This is a genomic window from Lysinibacillus sp. NPDC097214 (assembly GCF_050277945.1).
In the GTDB taxonomy this organism is placed as follows: domain Bacteria; phylum Bacillota; class Bacilli; order Bacillales_A; family Planococcaceae; genus Lysinibacillus; species Lysinibacillus xylanilyticus_B.
Map to the genome: position 1 here is coordinate 250,040 of NZ_JBNNSS010000002.1, position 20,215 is coordinate 270,254.

The window sequence follows — 20,215 nt, forward strand, 5'->3', positions numbered from 1 at the left end:
TTCAGAAAGAAGAAAGGAGATCCCGACTTTTCTATTTCGGCATCTCCTTCATCAATACTTACTACTTTTGAATAGTTATCTTGAATGGAGCCATAATGTAATTTTCAACATTAATTACCTAAAGCGCGATTGATTCAACTAACAATCATCTGGACAAGGTTTCAAATGATTGATTTTTCAATCATTTCGCCGCTTTAGCTAACGCATCCGCACGTTCTTGCTCCCACTTCGTTAAAGCTTCTTTAAACTCCTCGTTACTCATTGGTTTCTCTAAAATCCGCTGACCTTTAAATTTCTCGGCAGTCACACCAAATGGCGAGTATTGCGCCTCAAATGGATTCAATTTAGAAGCAACATAGCCACTACCTCCTACTGAATAAGGAATGACAAATGCCTCATCAATTAAGAACGCTTCCGCTTTAGCAAACAATTCGTAACGTTTTGCTGTATCGATCGTCGCTTTTGCTTGGTCCACTAAGTTTTGATATTTTGATTTTCCATTTGCTTCTGTATAACCTTCAGCTAGCTCCGGTTTATTATAAGTACCATCTGCAGTGAATGGATCCGTATACGTTGATGGATCGGCATAGTCTGGGCCCCAGTTTGCTTCGAGTAATGCAAATTTACCTGGTTTACGAACCTCTGATAAAAAGCCTGTTGATGGTCCGGCCTCTATAACAATATCTACATAATCAGTACCTAATAATTTTTCAAGCTGTTGTTCAACTACTTGTGAACGATTTGCCCAATCTGGACCGCCAGAGTTATAAGGCATTAACACTTTTATTGGGAAAGTTACTTTTCCTTCTAGCGCTTTTTTCGCTTTTTCCTTATATTCCAATGCCTTCTCCTTGTTGAAGGAGTCGTTATTTGAAATATCAGCTAATGGTGCTAACTGTGTATAGTCAACCCCCTCCACATTGACAAAGTTTTTAGGCGTAATTGTGTTGCTAAGCAAATCTTTTGGATTATAAGGTTCTAAAGTTAGCATTGCAGATACACGGTCGAGCGCATGGAACAATGATTTTCGGAAATCTTTATTATTGACCGCTTTCTTCCAATTTTCAGGCTCGTATTCCGCATCAAATTGTGGGTTAAAGTTTAATGCATAGAAATACGTATAGAAGTTATTTTGTGTTTGACGGATTTGTGATTTTTTCTTATCGTCTTTAAACCACTCATCAATAATAGAAGTTGGAATACTCGCCGAATCGACTTCTCCTCGTAAAAATAATTCTGGTTCTACTGTAGCCGCTTCTTTATTGTATTTATAGCGGATACGATCAATCAGTACATTGTCTTTATCCCAATACTTATCATTTTTCACAAGTACTCGTTCATTTTGAGGTTCAAATTTATCTAAAATAAAGGATCCATTATAAAGGAAATTTTCACGAGTTGTACCGAAGCTTTCACCTTTTTCCGCTATAAACTTACCATTAACTGGGAAGAAACAGACATAGTTCAACATAGAAAGGAAATAAGGTGTAGGCGTATCTAACGTGTATTCTACGGTATGTTCATCTATTGCCTTTATGCCAACCTTCGTAAAATCTGTCATATCACCGTTATAGAAGGCTTCCCCATTTTTTACGACAGTCGCAATCCAAGCTGTCGATGATTCATTTTTTGCATCAAGCACATAATGTAAGCCATCTACAAAATCTTGAGCAACAACGTTTGCATACTCTTTACCGTCATGTGTCATCCACTTTGCATCATCACGAAGCTTGAACGTCCAAACGGTAGCATCGTCATTTGATGACCATTCTTTGGCTATGCTTGGTTGCACAACACCATACTTATCATACTCAATTAATCCATCAACCAAGTTCGCTGCTACAGCAAACTCATTCGTTTCAGAGGTCTTTAAGTAATTTAACGTTTTTATTTCCCCCGAATAAACAACCCGATACTCTGATTTTTTTTCACTTGAAGAATCGTCACTACAGGCTGCACAAAGCATTACAACTAGACACGCGAAAAGCAACCAATACCTTTTCATCATAAGCATCCCCCTAGCAATCTTTTTATCTCGCATAAACGGGTAGCGATTTCTATGTACCGTAAGCGAAAGCGCCAGGTACAAGATACCCACTTCAAGATTCAAAACATATGAGTGGGTAGATCAACTGCCCGTAAAAGCCCGTTTAGTTAATCAGTGGAGGATGAAACCGTTCCACTGATGAAGCTTCATTTTATTATGAAAATCCTAGCCCAACCGCATCCGTCATCCTAATGCGTTCATTTTCAAATATTGGACCACTGGCAATAGGATCCTTCAAACATAAACTAGGTCCATCTAAATCTATCATCGTGATATTTTTCTGTGATGCGGCAAAATGTGCAGCAGCACTTACGCTAATTTTTGTCTCTAACATACAGCCAATCATACATGGTATGTCGTTTGCCTCCGCAATGTGGCAAATTTTCTGTGCTTGATAAATGCCACCTGTTTTCATGAGCTTAATATTAATCAAATCCGCAGCTCGCTTTTCAATAATTGTATAGGCATCTTTTGCAGAGAAAACACTTTCATCCGCCAAAATATTTGTCAATGTATTAGCCGTCACGAATTGCATTCCTACTAGATCATGGCAATGAACAGGCTGCTCAACCAATTCAACATTCGTACCTGCATCTTCAAGTGCACCAATAATTTGTACAGCCTGCTTCGGTGTCCAGCCCTGATTCGCGTCCACTCGCAATGTTACGGCGTGTCCAACTGCATCACGAATAGCCATAACTCGCTTTATATCACTTGCTGGATCTTTCCCCACCTTGATTTTCAAAATTTGAAAACCTCGCTGTACGGCGGCAATACTATCCTTCACCATTTCTTCAGGATCGTTTACACTTATCGTAATATCTGTTACTAATTCTTTCCGATAGCCCCCTAGTAATTTATACAGAGGTGTTTGATAGTGTTTTGCAACTAAATCATAAATCGCCATATCTACGGCGGCTTTTGCACTGGTGTTTTGATAAATACTGCTGTCGATTCGCTCCATGATTTCTGTCAATTCTTCCATATCCATCCCGATAATGGCTGGCTTTATATACTCTTCTATAGCGTACGAAATAGACCCTAGTGTTTCGCCAGTAATGGCTGCAGTCGGTGCCGCTTCACCGATACCTATTCGCCCATCATCAGCATGGACATAAACAGCAATATTGTGAATGCTATGCACTGTTCTTAAAGCTGTTTTAAACGGTGTTATAAGTGGTGCCTCTACCTTCCCCAAGGTAATATTTTTTATTTTCATTCATTCACCTACCTTTTGGTTGCTTATGTTAAGAACTGTAAAATTCGAAGCACCTCATAAAAATCATCCGTTACGAATTCCACTGTATTATGTGGTTTAAACGTAGCATTCGGATAGAACGAGTTTCGATATGCACGCGTATGATCACGATAAATGATTTCCACTACAAAGCGCACAGGTAATGGTACTTGCAAATCTTCCCGAGACACTTTCATCGAATCCTCAACAAGTCGTTTCGTTTCTTTAATCGTCAGCTGTGGACTGACACTAATAGTCGCATTTCCTATTCCTTCTTTTGTGGCAAATGTAATTATATGATCATTGATTGATTGAATTTCCTCTGTTAACCCCACATCTCCACTAACAAATGAAACTGGAACACCATGTAAAGCAGACGCGTACGTATTAATTAAAAATTCACTCGCGTACTCACCATTAATTTTCACATCTGCAAAAACACAAAGTGTATGTGCTAAAGGATTCCGCGCACTTCCCCCTTTACTGTGATAGCCAATAAAAATCGCGCGATCAAAGCTCTTATCAAGTCCCGCAACCATACACATCGGGTCATACGTCCAACCTCGAATAACCTTGCAGTTAACTGGTAAATTAGAAATATCAAGATTACGTGCTGAATCATGAGCATCCTTTAGTAAAATTTCAGTTGCTCCACCACGAATAGCCCCCTCTATAGCGGCTTCTACTTCCTTAGTCATTTGCTTTTGGAAAAACTGATAATCTGGCGCGTTTAGCTCCGTTTCACTCCAAGCTGTTGTGCCAGTAATCCCTTCAATATCTGCACTAATATAGACCTTCATAGAAATCGAAACTCCTTTACTTTATTGTCTTGGATAATTGCCTCCACAGCTCCATAGCTAGCTTCTTGTGCACCTACACGTCTTGCCGATGAAACATTATTAAAATCAAAGTGCCACCATTCCTCTGAATAATTCGTAAACCCAACCATTGTCATGCAGTTATATAGAAGACGTCGATGAACACAGGCTTCCCAATTTTCCTCCGGGTGTTGTTCAAAATAGCGTGTTGCAGACTTTTCACTGATTTCATCAAATGCTGAGCCTAAATTTAAAGCATTACCTTTTAAATCTCCTAGTGTCAGATCAATCGCCCCACCTGTTAAATGAGGGGCGAAATGAGCATGGTCCATGCTAGGATACGCAACATACTTACGCGTTTCTCTTACAACCTCTTGCTCAGTAAAATGGGGAAAAAGCTGTGCTATTTGCTTTGAAAAATTCGCAAACAAAAATTGTTGCACTTGGAATGGACGATAACCATCATATAAAATAAGACTAAAATTTTTAGGTAATAATAACAGCGCTTGTGTTAATCGCTCATATACACCCTGACGTAAATAAATAACTTGTAAACTATTTGGTATTTTTTGATGATAGTAAATGGGCTCAATAAAAATCCTTGAGTGTTCTGCTCGAACTTGAATGATTGGCTCGCCATTTTCACAAATTGCAGGTGTTGATTCCCTTATTGAAGTTTTAACTACCTCAATGGGTTGTAAAATGGTGTCATGTATAGTACACACCTCCAATTTCAGATTTCGATAAAATTTTTAGATAATTCAGTTTTATCGAATGTATCACACCTTAAATTTATTGACCAGAAAAAAAAAGAAATATGACAGAGTAATAGCTATTCTCTGCTTTTTTAACAAGGTACGCTAAATAATTGGTGTAAGGAGTCGAAAGATGATGTTTTTTCACCTATTTAAGAATTTTATTCGTGAATAGGGTAGAAGATAACCGAAAAATAATAAAAAATGACCGATTTTAGCCTCTTCAAGTACTTCCCTAAATCTGTTATGCCTTGGTATAATTGCGTCCGAAATCGACTTTGTGCTGGTACAAGAACTCCTTTCCGATTCCGTGACATCTTCCGAAGCTTTGGGCCAACGTGATGTTGGTCACTCAGTCGTGTGTTGCTGTCGCTACGCTTTCGCACAGATAAATTGCCACAGGACGTGGAGTTCTTAGACTGAGTTCCTCTATTTCAGCGGGTGTTTGGACATCCGTTGAAAGAAGTTAAAGCTCATCACATAACGTGTGGTTGATTTCCGTTCCGACTGGGGGCGTTTAGTCGGAACGGAAATCAACTTATATAAATATGAAATGACATCCACCTGTGATGATCCTTAGTTAATTGAATCAAATTTAATTGGTTATAAAAAAACCTCCATTTTGATTAATATCAAAATGGAGGTTAACTCTTATAATTATTTCGAAGTTACTAAATAGGCCAACTATATAGTATTTTTATTAATATTTCGAGCACTAAAACTACAGAGGTTTCATGTCTATTAATAAAGCTAGAATTGATAGGCTTCTACTTTATGACCATTTCGACCAACAGTAGTCTGTGCCTGTGATAGTGAATTTAAAATGGCTTCCTCTGTTGCTTCTGCAGCAGCTGCAAATAATTGATTCATGATAGGATGATCCTCACGTAGTTGTGTACGTGTTTCGACTAGCTGATCTGATAGATGAGCGATATGATGGGCTGTTGTAAAGCCAATGACTATATCTCCGCTGCCATGTGAAAAATGACTGCCTGTACGTCCTAGTCCGATACCACAGCGTTTAATGACCCGTGTCAGTTGACGACTACTAAGCGGAGCATCGGTGGCAAGTACGATAATAATGGAGCCATCCGTCGGTGATAGTGTCGATTCACTTTGACCGTTGGAAGCAATATATCTATGCGCTAAAAACTCTGCGCTTTGCCCGAAATTACTAAGAACCATACATCCTATCGTATAGTTCGTTAACTCATTTGTCACGATTCTGGAAGATGAACCAATCCCACCTTTATAGCCAAAGCACATCATCCCTTTTCCTGCACCAACTGCCCCTTCATCTGAAGTTTCATCTGAAGCCTTGCGAATCGCCTCTACAGCATGCTCAGGTGTGATAGGACATTCTCGAATAGAATTTAAATAACTATCATTACATTCCCCAACTACGATATTAATAGTTCCTGTTGAAAGACCTATTTCACTATTCGTATCTAGCATAAATTGCAGTGTTCCTTGTGTTACAGCTGGAACACCAAATGTATTCGTTAGCATAATTGGTGATTCAATAACCCCAAGCTCATTCACCTGCACAAGCCCTATCGTTTTCCCAAAGCCATTTATCACATAACTTGCAGCCGTAACCTTTTGCTGAAATAAATTTCCTCCATGTGGTAAAATCGCAGTTACTCCTGTACATGCATACGCACCGTCTTGATTCATTTTCTCATCAAGCGTTACATGACCTACACGAACACCAGCAACATCGGTAATACAATTTTTCTCACCAGTTGATAACGTTCCAATTACGATCCCCAATTCTCGTACTTTTCTTGGCATCTTACTCCCCCTTATGAATTGCCATATTTACAGCAGCCTTTTCATGTAGAATTGTTGTATCAAAAACAGGTACGTTAAGATCTTCCTGTTTAATAAGTAATCCAATCTCTGTACAGCCTAATATAATTCCTTGTGCTCCCGTTTGCACAAGGTTCTCAATCACCTGTAAATAATATTCCTTTGATGTTTGTTCAATTTGGCCCAAGCATAATTCTTCATAGATGATACGATTGACCTCAGTACGTTCGTCAGCAAGCGGGACAAGCACTTCAATGCCAAATCCCTCTACTCTAGCTTTATAGAAATCTTGCTCCATTGTGTACTTTGTCCCAAGAAGGGCAACTTTCTGTAAACTAGCTTTTTCTATTTGATTGGCAGTGGCATCTGCTATATGTAAAATTGGTATTGTGATCTTTGCCGCAATGAAATCTATAATCTTGTGCATTGTATTTGTACAGATGATAATAAAATCTGCCCCTGCATTCTCTAGAGATTGCGCTGCTTTTCCCAGCACTTGCCCAGCTTTCTCCCACTCTCCCTGAGCTTGATAATGCTCAATTTCTTGGAAATCTACACTATACAAAATACATTTGGCTGAGTGTAAGCCTCCTAATTGTTTCTTTACCTCTTGGTTCATAAGACGGTAATACTCAGCAGAAGACTCCCAGCTCATACCACCAATCATGCCAATAGTTTTCATACAAATTCCCCCTTTAATTCGGCTTATCATCATAACGTAGGGTTGATCCGTTCCGACTGGGCGCTTTCCTGAGGACGTCCAATCATCTTATTTACTTAGTATAAGTTTTAACAAATTTCATACCCAACTTTTGGTGATGAACCTTTAATTTTTTATTATTATACTAAAATCCCCAGGAGAAATAAGGGGATTTTCAAAAAAATAGCCTTTTGCTAGCTTTAACCTCGTTCTTCCATTTCTTCAGCCTTTCGGTTATAACCAATCGAAAAGACCTAATATATGTACTAGGAATAATATAGCCTTTTAACTTGAACAAAACTTGAACAAATATCAAGTAAATAAGTAAAGAAGCTTTGTGTAAGTTTATAATAAAGATTGATTAAAAATGCTCTGAAAAAGTTGATTTTATATATAGAAGAAACCCACACGTTGCGTTCTACGCAATGCTTTAGAGAATTTTTATGGTTATCCGCCATTTGAGAAAGCTTCGTTTGACTATCATTCAGATACCGGCCAAACAGATATCCTCGCTAGGTAAAATATTTAAGCTTTCAGTCAATGAATCATTTTTTGTATGAGAATAACCGGTTCAATTACAAACTGATAGTAAAACTTACTTCGCTAAACCCCATTAGAAAAAAGGCATTGGAAGGGGGTTAAATACCCGTTAGTTTCCAATGCCAGTTTTTATTTATGCTATTTTTCAATCCACCATCTGCGAATAGAGTAATCCCTGTTACATAACTAGCTTGGGATGAAGCAAGCCATGCTGCTACAGAAGCAATCTCCTCTGGTTTTCTTATATACCTTATCGGAAACATGCTTTCTATAAACAGCCTTTGCTACACCACAACCACGCTGATTAGCTGCCATGGAGCAAACACCAGCACCTGCTGCACCAATAAAAAGCAGATGCACATTACTACTTCAAAACAACAAGTGCCCTGCACGATATTAAAATGCTTGAACTTGTGGACTTTGCTGTTGACCAATTGCGTCAAATGAAACCAGAAGAGCTTTCGACTAAATTAAAGGCTTTTTTAAATAAATAATTACCAAAACAGACCCTTAAATTAAAAAATGACGTTTTTTATGTTTAGACAGCTTTTCATGCTTATGCTTGTAACGCCACAATTGTTTGCGCTACTTGCTCTTCTGTTAAATTGTGACGCACGATGTAGCGGTTGCGCACATGCTTTGTGCATTCGATTGTACAGCCACCTAAATGCTTTGCTTCATTTTCTTCAGATGCGATGATTTGCTTGTTACATTCAGGGTTTGCACAGTTAATGTAACGTTCACAAGGTTCGCCGTCATAGTGATCACGACCGATAATAATATGCTCTACTTGATTGATCGGCACCGTTAAACGCTCATCAAATACGTACATTTGACCGTCCCATAATTGGCCTTTCGCAACAGGGTCTTTTCCGTATGTTGCAACACCTCCGTGTAATTGACCGACATCGCCAAAGCCTTCACGTTTCATCCAGCCCGAAAACTTCTCACAACGAATCCCACCCGTGCAGTATGTTAAAACATTTTTCCCTTCGAATAGCTCGCGGTTTGCACGTACCCATTCCGGTGTATCGCGGAAGTTTTGTACATCTGGTCGAATCGCGCCACGAAAATGGCCAACATCGTATTCATACGTGTTACGCACATCTAATACTACTGTATTTTCATCTTGCATTTCAGCAAGGAATTGGTCTGGTGACAGGTAGCGACCTGTTAATTCATGTGGATTTACGTCTTCTTCTAAGCCTAAGTTTACTAACTCAGGACGTGGGCGTACGTGCATTTTTTTGAATACATGCTCATCTGCCGCATCAATTTTGAAGACAATGCCTTCAAATAACTGGTCGGCTTGCATGTTTGCCATGTATTGCTCTGTTTGCTCAATCGTACCTGAAACAGTACCATTAATGCCCTCATTGGCTACCAAAATACGACCTTTCAAACCGATTTCTTTACACATTGCTAAGTGCGTTTCTGAAAACGCAACTGGATCTTCGATTTTCGTGTAATGGTAATATAATAAAACTTGATAATTCATTGTTTCCACCTATCATTTCATATATTTGCAGGATATACCTGATAGTGTCTTTTACGACCTCTTAAACATAAAGGATAATCATTTAATATGCTATCGGTAATTAGGCTGAAATGGGTATACAATATTGTTTTTAAAGAACTTGTGCAGTGGTCAGAGGATTTAAACTAACAAGAAATAGCCGATCCAGCCATCTCGTTTCAAATCCAACATTCAGAAGTTTTTAATCTTATTTATTATGTTTTTCTATTGCCAAAAACACAAACCTTGATACAGCAACAACTACTCTGTATCAAGGTTTATTTTAGTGTCGCATTATCTTATATTTATATAACAAATATAACTATAAGATGTGACAGTATTAGTTATAGCTCACACTAACTTACCCTGGCTCAAATAAAAACAGTTTTCTTATAAAATGCCATATCAATGTTTCAGTAATGTAAATATCAGCATCTACTTCTTCTATTGCTTGCAAAATGCTTTCATAAAATTCAAGTGGTTCAATATCCGAACTTATATATATTAAATATGAGCTGCCTATGCAACTCAATGATCTTTCATTAACGCTCCTGTTAGACATTAATCAGACTTGGAATATTCTTTTTCAATTTCTTCTTCCTTTAACCAGCCCATTACTTTAAGTGCGTTTCTTTACAAAATCCCATAACCTCCTTTTTATCTCAATATGTATTGTTCTTTCGTGTCATTATATTATTTTTACCCGGTAAAATTTCGACAAAATAATCCATACTAAACAACAACTAGGGATAGGTGTATCAAATATTGTAAAAACATTACATCACACAAAAAATTAATACAATTCTGTATTTTCAAAAAGTGGATATATTACAAAAAAACAGTGTAGACTAAAGCGTATTGAGATTGGAGGAAAGCAAATTGGAATGGATATCGAATATTGTAAGTGATACTAATAATATTATATGGACATATTTCATTATCACATTGTTATTAGTTGCAGGATTATATTTTTCCTTTGGCACAAAATTTGTGCAAATCCGACTTTTCCCTGAAATGTTTCGTTTAATAGTGGAAAAAAGAGAGGGAGAGTCAGGTGTTTCTCCGTTCCAAGCCTTTACTATTAGCGCAGCCTCACGTGTAGGTACTGGGAATATTACAGGCGTTGCTCTAGCAATCGGAGTAGGTGGACCTGGAGCAGTATTTTGGATGTGGATTATCGCTATATTGGGAATGGCGACTGCTTTTATTGAAAGTACACTTGCACAGGTGTACAAAGTAAAGGATGGCGATACGTTCCGTGGTGGACCAGCTTATTATATGGAAAAAGCGTTAGGTCAACGAAAATTAGGGATCATTTTTGGTATTCTTTTAACGTTAAGCTTTGGCTTTATATTTAATGCGGTACAATCGAATACGATTGCAACTTCTGTAGGTGAGGCATTTGATATTAAGCCTTCTATCATTGGTGTAATGTTAGTTGTGTTAACGGCCATGATTATTTTTGGTGGCGTACATAGAATTGTAAAAGTTACGCAAGTACTTGTACCCGTGATGGCGGTTTTCTATTTAGCTGTAGCCTTTTTTGTTATTGTAACGAATCTGACTGAAATACCTGCCGTTTTCAAACTGATTTTCACAGAAGCGTTTGGTCTTCGAGAAGCTGCTGGTGGTGCGATTGGAGTTGCTATTATGCAAGGTGTACGCCGCGGCTTATTTTCTAATGAAGCCGGTATGGGTAGTGTTCCTAATGCCGCAGCCACAGCAAATACCTCTCACCCTGCAAAGCAAGGATTAGTGCAAAGCTTAGGTGTATTTTTTGATACAATTATGATTTGTTCTGCAACAGCGTTTATCATTATTTTAGCGGGTCTATATAATACAGGTGAAAGTAATGGAATTATTCTTACACAAAATTCCTTAGCTGTACATGTAGGTGGATGGGCCCCTTACTTTATCGCTATTGCTATTATTTTCTTTGCATTTAGTTCTATTGTCGGAAATTACTATTACGGTGAATCTAATATTGAGTTTATGAATGCTCATAAAGGTTGGATGTTTGTCTACCGTATTTTAGTGCTTGCTATGGTTATGTTTGGTTCTCTTGCGCAAGTAGAGCTTGTTTGGAACTTAGCAGACCTATTCATGGGACTAATGGCTATCATCAATATTACGATCATCTTGTTACTTGGTAAAATTGCCTTCCTTGTATTAGACGACTTTACAAAGCAACGTAATGCAGGCAAAAATCCTGTATTTTATGCAAAATCAATCCCAAAATTGAAAAATACTGATTGTTGGGAAGAAGATCGATAATTATTCAAAAACGCCATTCCTCAAACGGAATGGCGTTTTTTGTTATGCAGATTCTAATCAATTATGCCTCTGCATAATTGCGTCTGAAATCGGCTTTGTGCTTAGGCCTGCAGATGTTTTTTGTGCGAAAGCGCAGTGCTAACGTAGCGTCAGCAACACGAGGGCCGACACGATGTCGGTCACTCAGTCATTGCCACAGGACGTGGGGTTCTTGGACTGAGTTCCTCTATTTCAGCGGGTGTTAAAGCACCAGTTGAAAGAAGTTAATATTTAAATTGACTAATTAGCTGTTTTAGCTCATCTGCCATATGCGCAAGCGCTTGTGCAGAAGCATTAATCTCTTCCATTGAAGCTAATTGTTCCTCTGTAGATGCTGCAACGTCCTCTGAAGCAGCTGCATTTCCTTGTGCTGAGAATGCCAAATCCTCCGTAATAGCAGTCACCTCTTGTACACCTGCTGACATTTGTTCAGAGGCAGAAGATACCTCTTCCATTTTAGGAGTAATTTTATCCATGCTCGTTTTAATCACTTGGAATTTAGTAATGGCTTCATCCGATACTTGTAGTCCATTTTGAACATCCTCTGTAACTTTTGCCATAATGTTTACGGATTGTTCTGTTTCTAATTGAATACCATTGATTAGCTCGAAAATTTGCTTTGCAGATTCCTGCGATTGCTCCGCCAACTTTCTTACTTCATCAGCAACAACAGCAAAGCCTTTTCCGTGCTCCCCTGCTCTTGCTGCCTCAATCGCTGCATTGAGCGCAAGTAAGTTCGTTTGATCTGCAATACTTGTAATCACATCTAAAATGGATGTAATTTGCTTAGAGCGTTCGTGTAGTGATTGAATTTTCGTGTTTGAATCGGTCACCGATACATGAATAGACTGCATCTGATCTTTTGTATCCTGGACTGCCTGTCCACCTTCATCTGCTTGTAGCGTTGCATGCTGTGAAAGATCGGTCACAGTAGATGAGATCTCCGCAATATAAAGAATGGCCTTAGAAAGCTCCTGTAACGATTCTGCATTCTTATTGGCACTCGTCGTTTGCGTATCTGCGCTCGTCGCAACATCTTGAATCGAAATGGCCACTTTTTCTGTAGCAATGCTCGTTTGATTAGCATTGGCTGTTAGCTCTTCTGCCGACGAAGCTACCTCTTCGGCATTTTGTTCAATTTTTTGAATAAGAGTTCTTAAACTGTCTTGCATATCATTAAAGGCTTGACCTAGCTGTCCAATCTCGTCATGAGAAGTGATTATCACTTCCTCTGTTAAATCACCTTCACTAATGGTTACTGCACTATCCTTTAGTAATCTAATCGGTTTTATAATGGTCTTCATGACAAAAAAGAAAACAATCGAACTGATGACAATCGCAGCAATTAGTACGAGAAACGTTTTTTTCAAAATGGGTGATGCTGATTGGTCAATTTCCTTTGCAAAAATTGTGCCGGTAATTTTCCAATTCGTCAATTCATTTGTTGTATAGAACATAATACGGTCTTCACCGTCAAAGACATATTCAAACGTTCCCGATTTGTCGTCGTATATTTTGTCGAGAAAGCTTTCTTTTAATTCGCTACCCGGTTCTAAAGTCGGATGTGAAATGACACTCTTGTTTTCATCAAAAATAGAAGAATATCCATTTTTCCCAATATTAATAGAGTCCGAAATTTTTTGAAGGTTTGTCAATTTTATATCAATTGCCACTACCCCAGATTGATCTTGTACCTGGCGAGCAACTGTTACGACCATATCTCCAGTCGCTACATCTTTATAAGGATTTGTAATTAAAACTTCTCCCTTCAAAGCTGTAGCTTCTTTATACCAATCTCTTTCTAAAGGATTGTAATCAGCGTTATTCGATTTTGGTTCTACAAATAATGCACCCTCATTTGTTCCAAGATAAATGCTCAGAACATCCGGATGTAGCTTTATGTATTGTTGAAATTTTGTTTGTACCGCTGCCCCCTGCTGTTCATACTTAGAAGAATCTATTTCGCTAAACACATTGATGTCATTTGTTTTTTCACTAATGGTTTTATCAATTAACGTATTTAAAATTTCTACACTTTCATCCGTACTAACAAGTATTTCTTCTTTTATCGAATTTTTTGCTGAAAGATACGATAAGCTACCTACAGAAATAACTGGGATTAATAAGATAAAAGCAAATAATGTGTACAGCTTACCTTTAAAGCTTCCAAATAATCGTTTCATGCAACAGCTCTCCTTTTGTCTTTACGAGTTCTTAAAATGTATTTTGTCTCATTTCGTGCTTTCTTTTTAGATTCAAAGAATCCCCCCAGCACACAGCCTCCCCTTCTCATATCGAATAAATTTCCTTCTTCTATTTTTATCGGACGAAATACTTAAATTCAAAGACCTTATTTCATTTTTTTGATTTTCTCGACATAAATCGAGCTCTCACCGCCACTATTCACTAAACATAGAACCCCTATGAATCTCCTTTATGAGATTCATAGGGGTTCTTGTGTTAGTACTTAAATGCTTGAATGGATTCTTGTAAGTCAATCGCCATTTTTGCCAAATGTGTGGAGGCTGCCGCTACTTCTTCCATCGCTGCATTTTGTTCCTCAGAGGATGCTGCAACACTTTGAACATTGCTACTCGATTTCATGGATACTTCGCTAATGAAGTCAATTTCTTTTACAAGTTTTTCAATATCTTGATGGATTGTTCGAATAGCCGCTGTCACTGATTCGGTTTGAGCTTGGACATCATTAATGGCATCGTCAATTTGTATGAAATTATCTCTTGCCACATTTACTTTTTCACGACCAACCATTACTGACTCATTACTACTGATCATGTCTTCCTCGATAATTCTTGTATCTTCAGTAATTTGCAAAACAACTTTTTCAATATCTACAGCTGCTAAATTCGATTCATCTGCTAGCTTCCGTACCTCTTCTGCTACTACAGCAAAGCCTTTGCCATGCTCACCACTGCGTGCCGCTTCTATTGAGGCGTTGATCGCCAATAGATTTGTTTGGGTAGCAATATTTTTAATAACATTGACTGCTGAGACGATTGCTGCTGTATTTTCATCTAAGGCTTTTACACGTGTACTTAGCTCTACCGTATTATTCGCAATGTCATTCATCTGTTCAATGACATTACGAACTGAGGAACGCCCTAGGCTAGCCATATTTTTGGTATCTACAGTTGCATTGTTAACATGATCAATATTCGTTGATATCTCATCCATTTTTTTGAAAATGTGCGAGGATAAGTTTCGTACATCACCTGTCAATGTATCCTGTTCTTCAATACCATGTGCAATATCTTGGATCGATTCGGAGACAACTTCTGTTGCCTGTGTTACTTCCATACTACTCGCTGTGAGCTGCTCGGATGTTGCTGCTACCTGTTCAGATGAATTACCAACTTGCTTCATCGTATGTCGAAGCTTTTCTGCCATCGAATTAAAGGAAGCTGCTAGCTGGGCAAACTCATCTTTTGTTTTAAATTGCAGGTGCGCTTGTAGATTGCCAGTTGAGAATTTGTCCATTTCTATTACTGTTTGTTGAATATTTTTTGCTACTCTTCGACCAAAAACTGTCGCAATAATAATGCTTATAAGTAAGGACACCATTGCTAGTACAGCAATCTCTGTGCCACTTCTGTTACCTTTTTGCTTAGTAGCCTCTATACGTGCCTGCATTTCGTCCTGCTGAGCTATTGCCATCGTTTTCCCAAACTCAACGAGCTTTAGAGAACCTTTCCCTAAAACCGGTAATGCCAACTGCTGGGCTTGCTGTTTTTCACCACTTTGAAAAAGCGGTACAATTTGTTCATCTATAGGCTTTTCCCATGCCTCTAACTGCTTTAAAAACTGTTCAAAGTCCGTATTTTTATGTTCGAGTTCTTCAATGCGCTGAATAGATTTATGTAAAGTTTCTCGTATTTCAAGATGATTGTTAAGCATGTCTTCTTTACCATATAACATATACCCTCGAATGGCAGCATTTGCACGAACTGTTTGAAAGGAAATATCATTATACAAGTTCATTAATTCCGTATTTTTTTCGATTTCCGCAAGTGTGTGTTTATTATCATTTAAAAAGTACAAGGCAATACTAGTAATTAGTAATAAAAATACTAAAACTATACCAAAAGCAAATTGCAGTTTTCGTTCTACCGTTGATTTCATACGACTCCCTCTATTCCACTATTAACATTAATTCTCTTGAGTATAGCCTAATCATATCTTTTATCCTATAAGAAGTGCGTCTTTTCTCATAAATTAACACTAAAATTTTACAAAAATTAAAACACATCTCCAAATGGCTTGACTTCTGTAATTTCTATTGCTGTTTAAAAGCGTAGTGTAATCATAGTGGTAATAATTATACGATGCTGGTCACGAACGTGTTATCGCATTGTGGCTTCACGCCGTTCATTAGATTTACCTACTAATTTTGAATTTGCTATCAATATAAAACTGATATAAAGGAGAGTAGTAGAAAATGAGTCAACCTAATTTATATGTTAGTTTAGTAGTGGGCTCCGAATGTGATAACGAATCGCTTGCATTTCGCTCAGTACTTGAGTCATTTGGGGTACGAGTGACTCTTCATTTAATTGGAAGACCAAATGATTTAATTGATGTTTTGTCAGGGGAAGATTGAGACGATCGAATAGACTATTTAATTTTAAACTTCCTTGGGAATGAAGGCCGTTTTTGCATGCCAGAGCTAGGTGAGGATATTTATGAGTTAAATGAACCAAGGGGTGAATTTTTCGGTCCGCAAGAGATCTTAAATTATTGTAAATTAAATGATGTGAAGGTTATTGCCTCTGGCTGTACTTTAGGTGAAAAGCAGCTAGCTACTGCATTTTTAAAAAGCGGTTGCCACTCCTATTTGGCCCCGGATAATGACATAGATGGTAATGCGAATTTAATGTTTCTCATAAAATTTATGTATGAAATCATTGCAAATGAGCGAACACAACAGGAAGCCTTTGAAATCGCAAAATCTATTGACCATGAAACTTCGATGTATCAGCTGTATTTTGCATAGAAAAACAGCAAAAAATCGTAGCTATAAAATTGGCTACGATTTTTTTTAATCTTCCCTTTGTCTGTCCCGGGGATGCGAAGGCAAAATAGCGTTATATAGTTCGAGTGAAGCAGGATGTTTAAATGGATCGTCCTTGTTTATTTCCTCAACTAGTCGACCATTATGTATCACTAGTATTCTATCTGATATAAAGCGTGTTACATTTAAATCATGAGAAATAAAAATATAAGATAACTTCAGTTGCTTTTGTAGTGATTGAAGTAGTTGCAATATATTTTTCTGCAATATCATATCAAGACTGCTGATAGCCTCATCTAACACAATTAATTTGGGGTTTATAGCAATTGCTCTAGCAATATTTACACGTTGCTGTTGACCTCCACTAAGCTGTGAAGGATATTTATTTGCCATATTGCTTTCTAACTCAACACAGTTAAGTAGCTCCTCGACCTTACGTAGCCTTTCGCTTTTGGAAAAATTCTCGAAATTAAGAAATGGTTCCTCTATGATCTCTGCAATCGTTTGCTTTGGATTAAAGGAGTTAAAGCTATTTTGAAAAACAGCTTGTAAATCTCTTCGAATCCCCTTTTTTTCTTTAGCGCTAGCTTGATATAAATTCACATTATTAAATCGTACAATCCCACTCGTTGGATTCTCTATGCCCAAAATTATCCGACCTAATGTGCTTTTTCCTGATCCACTTTGACCGACTACGCCTAAGCATTCGCCTTCCTGAAGTGAAAATGTAACCTGTTGTAATACTGGTACTTCTCGCTTTTTTTGTAAGAATGACTGTCTCTGATGATAGTACTTTTCAACATTTGTCACCTCTAATAGAGCCATCTACTCCCTCCTTTAAAAAGTGATTCTCGATTGTAAAAGTTTCTTTGTATACCAATGCTGTGGTGCGTCAAAAAAATCAAAGACATTCGCCTGCTCGATGAGTTCTCCCTTATACATAACAGCAACTTCATCGGCAATTTCAGCAATAACACCAAGATCATGTGTAACGATAATAATCGCTGCATCGGTGTCATTTCGAATTTGATTGAACAATGATAATATTTTCTTTTGATTAACTGTATCAAGAGCTGTTGTAGGTTCATCGGCAATATATAATGTAGGTTGCATCGCAAAAGAAAGAGCAATCATGACACGTTGTAGCATCCCTCCACTTAATTGGAAAGGATAATATTGCAATAGCTTTTCTGGATTAGGTAAATTTACTTTATTCATTGCAGAAATAGCTATCTGCCTTATTTCTTTTTTATTCATGACGTAATGTGCTTTTATTGTTTCCCGAAAATGCATTTCTATTGTTTGATTACAATCAAACGCTATCAATGGATTTTGTGTAATCATCGATATGTGCCTTCCTCGGTATTCTCTCAATCTTTCTTTTGTGACAGATGTTAAATCAGTAGTTTGATATAAAATTTGCCCTGCCGATTTTGCTATCGCCGGAAGAGATTGCATAATTGCTTGACATAACATCGACTTACCACTACCACTTTCTCCGATAATCCCTAATATGCGTCCTTTATTTGCTGTTAAATTAATTGAAGATAGGATTTCCTGCTCTCCTATTTGCACATTTAAATCTTTGACTTGTAATAAAATTTTTCTTTCCATAGCTATCCCTTTCAACGATGAACTTGCTTATTATGACCAGATAAAATAGTAAATAATAGGACTACGATGATGATCGCCACACCTGGATATAGCATAATTTCTGGATGTAGTCGAATATACTGTTTGCCTTCACTTATCATCATTCCCCACTCAGGAGTAGGAGCTTGAACACCTAATCCAATAAATGAAAAGCCAGCAATTTCTAAAATGACTTTTCCTAAATCGAAAGAAATAATAGTCAGCATCGGCGCCATTATATTTGGCACGAAATGGCGTAGGATTAGCTTTCCCCCTGAAGTTCCACTAATTTTTGCAGCTTTTATAAATTCTTTTTCATGAACGCTTATAAATAGGCCTCTTAAAATTCTTGAATAATAAATAGTTTGCGTAAAAATAAGTGCCAATAAGACATTTCTTAAGCTTGGACCCAAAATACCTAGTAGTCCAAAGGCAAGAACAAGCGTTGGGAAAGCTAATAAAATATCACAGATGCGAATAAATAAATAATCAATTATCCCCCTCTTAAAAGCCACGATTGCCCCAATACATATAGCGAAAAAGGTTGCTATTAATTGAATGAATATAGCTGACCCTAAAGAATAGCGAATACCTAATAGTATACGTGAAAGTATACATCGCCCTAAATGATCTGTGCCGAGAGGGTATGCCCATGATGGTTCTAAAAACTTTTTGGAGACGTCTACTAAAAAAGGATCATTCGGCATGATCAACGGCGCAAAAAGACCCATTAACCCAATAAATGCGAGAAGAGTTAGACTAGTCAATTGTTTACCATTTAAACTTTTGTGTAATTTAATCACGCTACTTTCTCCCCCCTACCATCATTAGCTGAGGGTCAAGAACTCGATGTAATATATCTGTACATAAATTAGCAAAAACATAGATGATAGCAATTATTAAAACATAACATTGCACAACTGGATAATCCCTATTAATAATTGATTCTATTAAGTAGCGACCTAAACCAGGCCAGCTAAATACCTGCTCGACAATAACTGCCCCACCTAATAGATTCCCAAGTGTCATACCAAGCATCGTCGTTAGTGGAATAGCAGCATTTTTGAAGACATGTCGACTGAGAATAACAGATTGTTTTAAGCCCCGTAAATGTGCATACTGAACATAATGTTTTTGTAATTCTTCTATGACGTTTGTACGAATGGACTGAATAAACAACCCAATAGTTGGTAATGCCAAAGATACGGCTGGTAAAACTATATGTAAAATAGTCCCTTTACCATTGGTCGGGAAAATGCCCAGCTTCAAACTAAGTAAGTATAGAAGAAAAAATCCTACCCAAAAAGTTGGGATGGATACACTAATAATAGATAATAAGCCTACAATCCGATCGAATACGGAATTTTTATAAAGAGCACTTATAATACCAAGAGGAATACTAAAGCAAAGAATACATACAAATGCAGCTAGGGCCAATTCAAAAGTTGCCGGTAGTTTTTCTACTATTTCTTGAGCAACGGGTAATTTACTCACAAATGATGTACCAAAATCAAAGTGCAACACACCTTTTAGCCATATAAAATATTGAATAGACAAAGATTGATCAGTGCCTAATTCCGATCGTAGCGCCTGTATTGCTTCTGCTGTCGGGGCGACTCCTGACTGTCTAAGTATGACCTCCGCTGGCTCTACTGGGACAAAACGAATAAATAAAAAGTTCATTATTGAAACCCCTAGTAAAACAAATGGTAATGTAATCACTCTTTTTAGACAAAAAAGCCAAGTTGATTCGTACATTTCTTTCATCACTTCCCAAGTCTTCATAGTGCAAAAAGAGAGGAGTCATAGTAGACCC

At 37.6% G+C, this 20,215-nt stretch carries 14 protein-coding genes and 2 pseudogenes; 2 read left to right on the top strand and 14 right to left on the bottom strand.

Annotated features, from left to right (window positions below):
* Positions 1-181 precede the first annotated feature (181 nt).
* The 8 genes and pseudogenes from ACQKMI_RS05050 to ACQKMI_RS05085 form a co-directional block, all read right to left on the bottom strand.
* Entirely contained in the window at positions 182-2,005 is a 1,824-nt protein-coding gene (locus ACQKMI_RS05050) for a peptide ABC transporter substrate-binding protein (RefSeq protein ID WP_427487589.1), read from the bottom strand.
* A 196-nt stretch (positions 2,006-2,201) separates the two neighbouring features.
* A complete protein-coding gene (locus ACQKMI_RS05055; protein WP_427487590.1) occupies positions 2,202-3,266 on the bottom strand; it encodes a dipeptide epimerase in 1,065 nt (354 codons plus the stop codon).
* 23 nt (positions 3,267-3,289) lie between these two features.
* On the bottom strand, positions 3,290-4,084 hold the full coding sequence (locus ACQKMI_RS05060; protein ID WP_427487591.1) for a M55 family metallopeptidase: 795 nt from the start codon (positions 4,082-4,084) through the stop codon (positions 3,290-3,292).
* Entirely contained in the window at positions 4,081-4,827 is a 747-nt protein-coding gene (locus ACQKMI_RS05065) for a M15 family metallopeptidase (RefSeq protein WP_427487592.1), read from the bottom strand. Before ACQKMI_RS05065 ends, ACQKMI_RS05060 begins: the two co-directional genes overlap by 4 nt.
* A gap of 780 nt (positions 4,828-5,607) precedes the next feature.
* Positions 5,608-6,651 (bottom strand): P1 family peptidase, encoded by a 1,044-nt coding sequence (locus tag ACQKMI_RS05070; RefSeq protein WP_427487593.1) that lies wholly within the window; start codon positions 6,649-6,651, stop codon positions 5,608-5,610.
* Between the two features lies 1 nt (position 6,652).
* Positions 6,653-7,351 carry an aspartate/glutamate racemase family protein gene (locus tag ACQKMI_RS05075; protein WP_427487594.1) on the bottom strand — a complete coding sequence of 233 codons (699 nt, stop codon included), beginning with the start codon at positions 7,349-7,351 and terminating at the stop codon, positions 6,653-6,655.
* A gap of 656 nt (positions 7,352-8,007) precedes the next feature.
* Positions 8,008-8,193 (bottom strand): annotated as a pseudogene (locus ACQKMI_RS05080) (SDR family oxidoreductase); the annotation flags it as partial.
* A gap of 272 nt (positions 8,194-8,465) precedes the next feature.
* A complete protein-coding gene (locus ACQKMI_RS05085; RefSeq protein WP_427487595.1) occupies positions 8,466-9,407 on the bottom strand; it encodes a rhodanese-related sulfurtransferase in 942 nt (313 codons plus the stop codon).
* 897 nt (positions 9,408-10,304) lie between these two features.
* Between ACQKMI_RS05085 and ACQKMI_RS05090 the strand changes: the two genes are divergently transcribed.
* Positions 10,305-11,699: an alanine/glycine:cation symporter family protein gene (locus ACQKMI_RS05090; RefSeq protein WP_427487596.1), complete on the top strand. Its 1,395-nt coding sequence runs from the start codon at positions 10,305-10,307 to the stop codon at positions 11,697-11,699.
* A gap of 263 nt (positions 11,700-11,962) precedes the next feature.
* On the opposite strand, the gene ACQKMI_RS05095 is transcribed toward ACQKMI_RS05090, so the two are convergent.
* Both ACQKMI_RS05095 and ACQKMI_RS05100 read right to left on the bottom strand, forming a co-directional pair.
* Entirely contained in the window at positions 11,963-13,921 is a 1,959-nt protein-coding gene (locus tag ACQKMI_RS05095) for a methyl-accepting chemotaxis protein (RefSeq protein WP_427487597.1), read from the bottom strand.
* Between the two features lie 277 nt (positions 13,922-14,198).
* Positions 14,199-15,878: a methyl-accepting chemotaxis protein gene (locus tag ACQKMI_RS05100; protein ID WP_427487598.1), complete on the bottom strand. Its 1,680-nt coding sequence runs from the start codon at positions 15,876-15,878 to the stop codon at positions 14,199-14,201.
* 316 nt (positions 15,879-16,194) lie between these two features.
* Between ACQKMI_RS05100 and ACQKMI_RS05105 the strand changes: the two are divergent.
* A pseudogene (locus ACQKMI_RS05105) lies at positions 16,195-16,749 on the top strand (delta-aminolevulinic acid dehydratase).
* A gap of 45 nt (positions 16,750-16,794) precedes the next feature.
* Here ACQKMI_RS05105 and ACQKMI_RS05110 read toward each other — a convergent pair.
* From ACQKMI_RS05110 to nikB, 4 genes are read right to left on the bottom strand one after another with little or no spacing between them, the layout of a single operon-like run.
* Entirely contained in the window at positions 16,795-17,592 is a 798-nt protein-coding gene (locus tag ACQKMI_RS05110; RefSeq protein WP_427487599.1) for an ABC transporter ATP-binding protein, read from the bottom strand.
* A gap of 12 nt (positions 17,593-17,604) precedes the next feature.
* Positions 17,605-18,381 carry an ABC transporter ATP-binding protein gene (locus ACQKMI_RS05115; protein WP_427487600.1) on the bottom strand — a complete coding sequence of 259 codons (777 nt, stop codon included), beginning with the start codon at positions 18,379-18,381 and terminating at the stop codon, positions 17,605-17,607.
* A gap of 11 nt (positions 18,382-18,392) precedes the next feature.
* Positions 18,393-19,202 carry an ABC transporter permease gene (locus ACQKMI_RS05120; RefSeq protein ID WP_427487601.1) on the bottom strand — a complete coding sequence of 270 codons (810 nt, stop codon included), beginning with the start codon at positions 19,200-19,202 and terminating at the stop codon, positions 18,393-18,395.
* Between the two features lies 1 nt (position 19,203).
* Entirely contained in the window at positions 19,204-20,184 is a 981-nt protein-coding gene (nikB, locus tag ACQKMI_RS05125; protein WP_427487602.1) for a nickel ABC transporter permease, read from the bottom strand.
* Between the last annotated feature and the right edge of the window lie 31 nt (positions 20,185-20,215).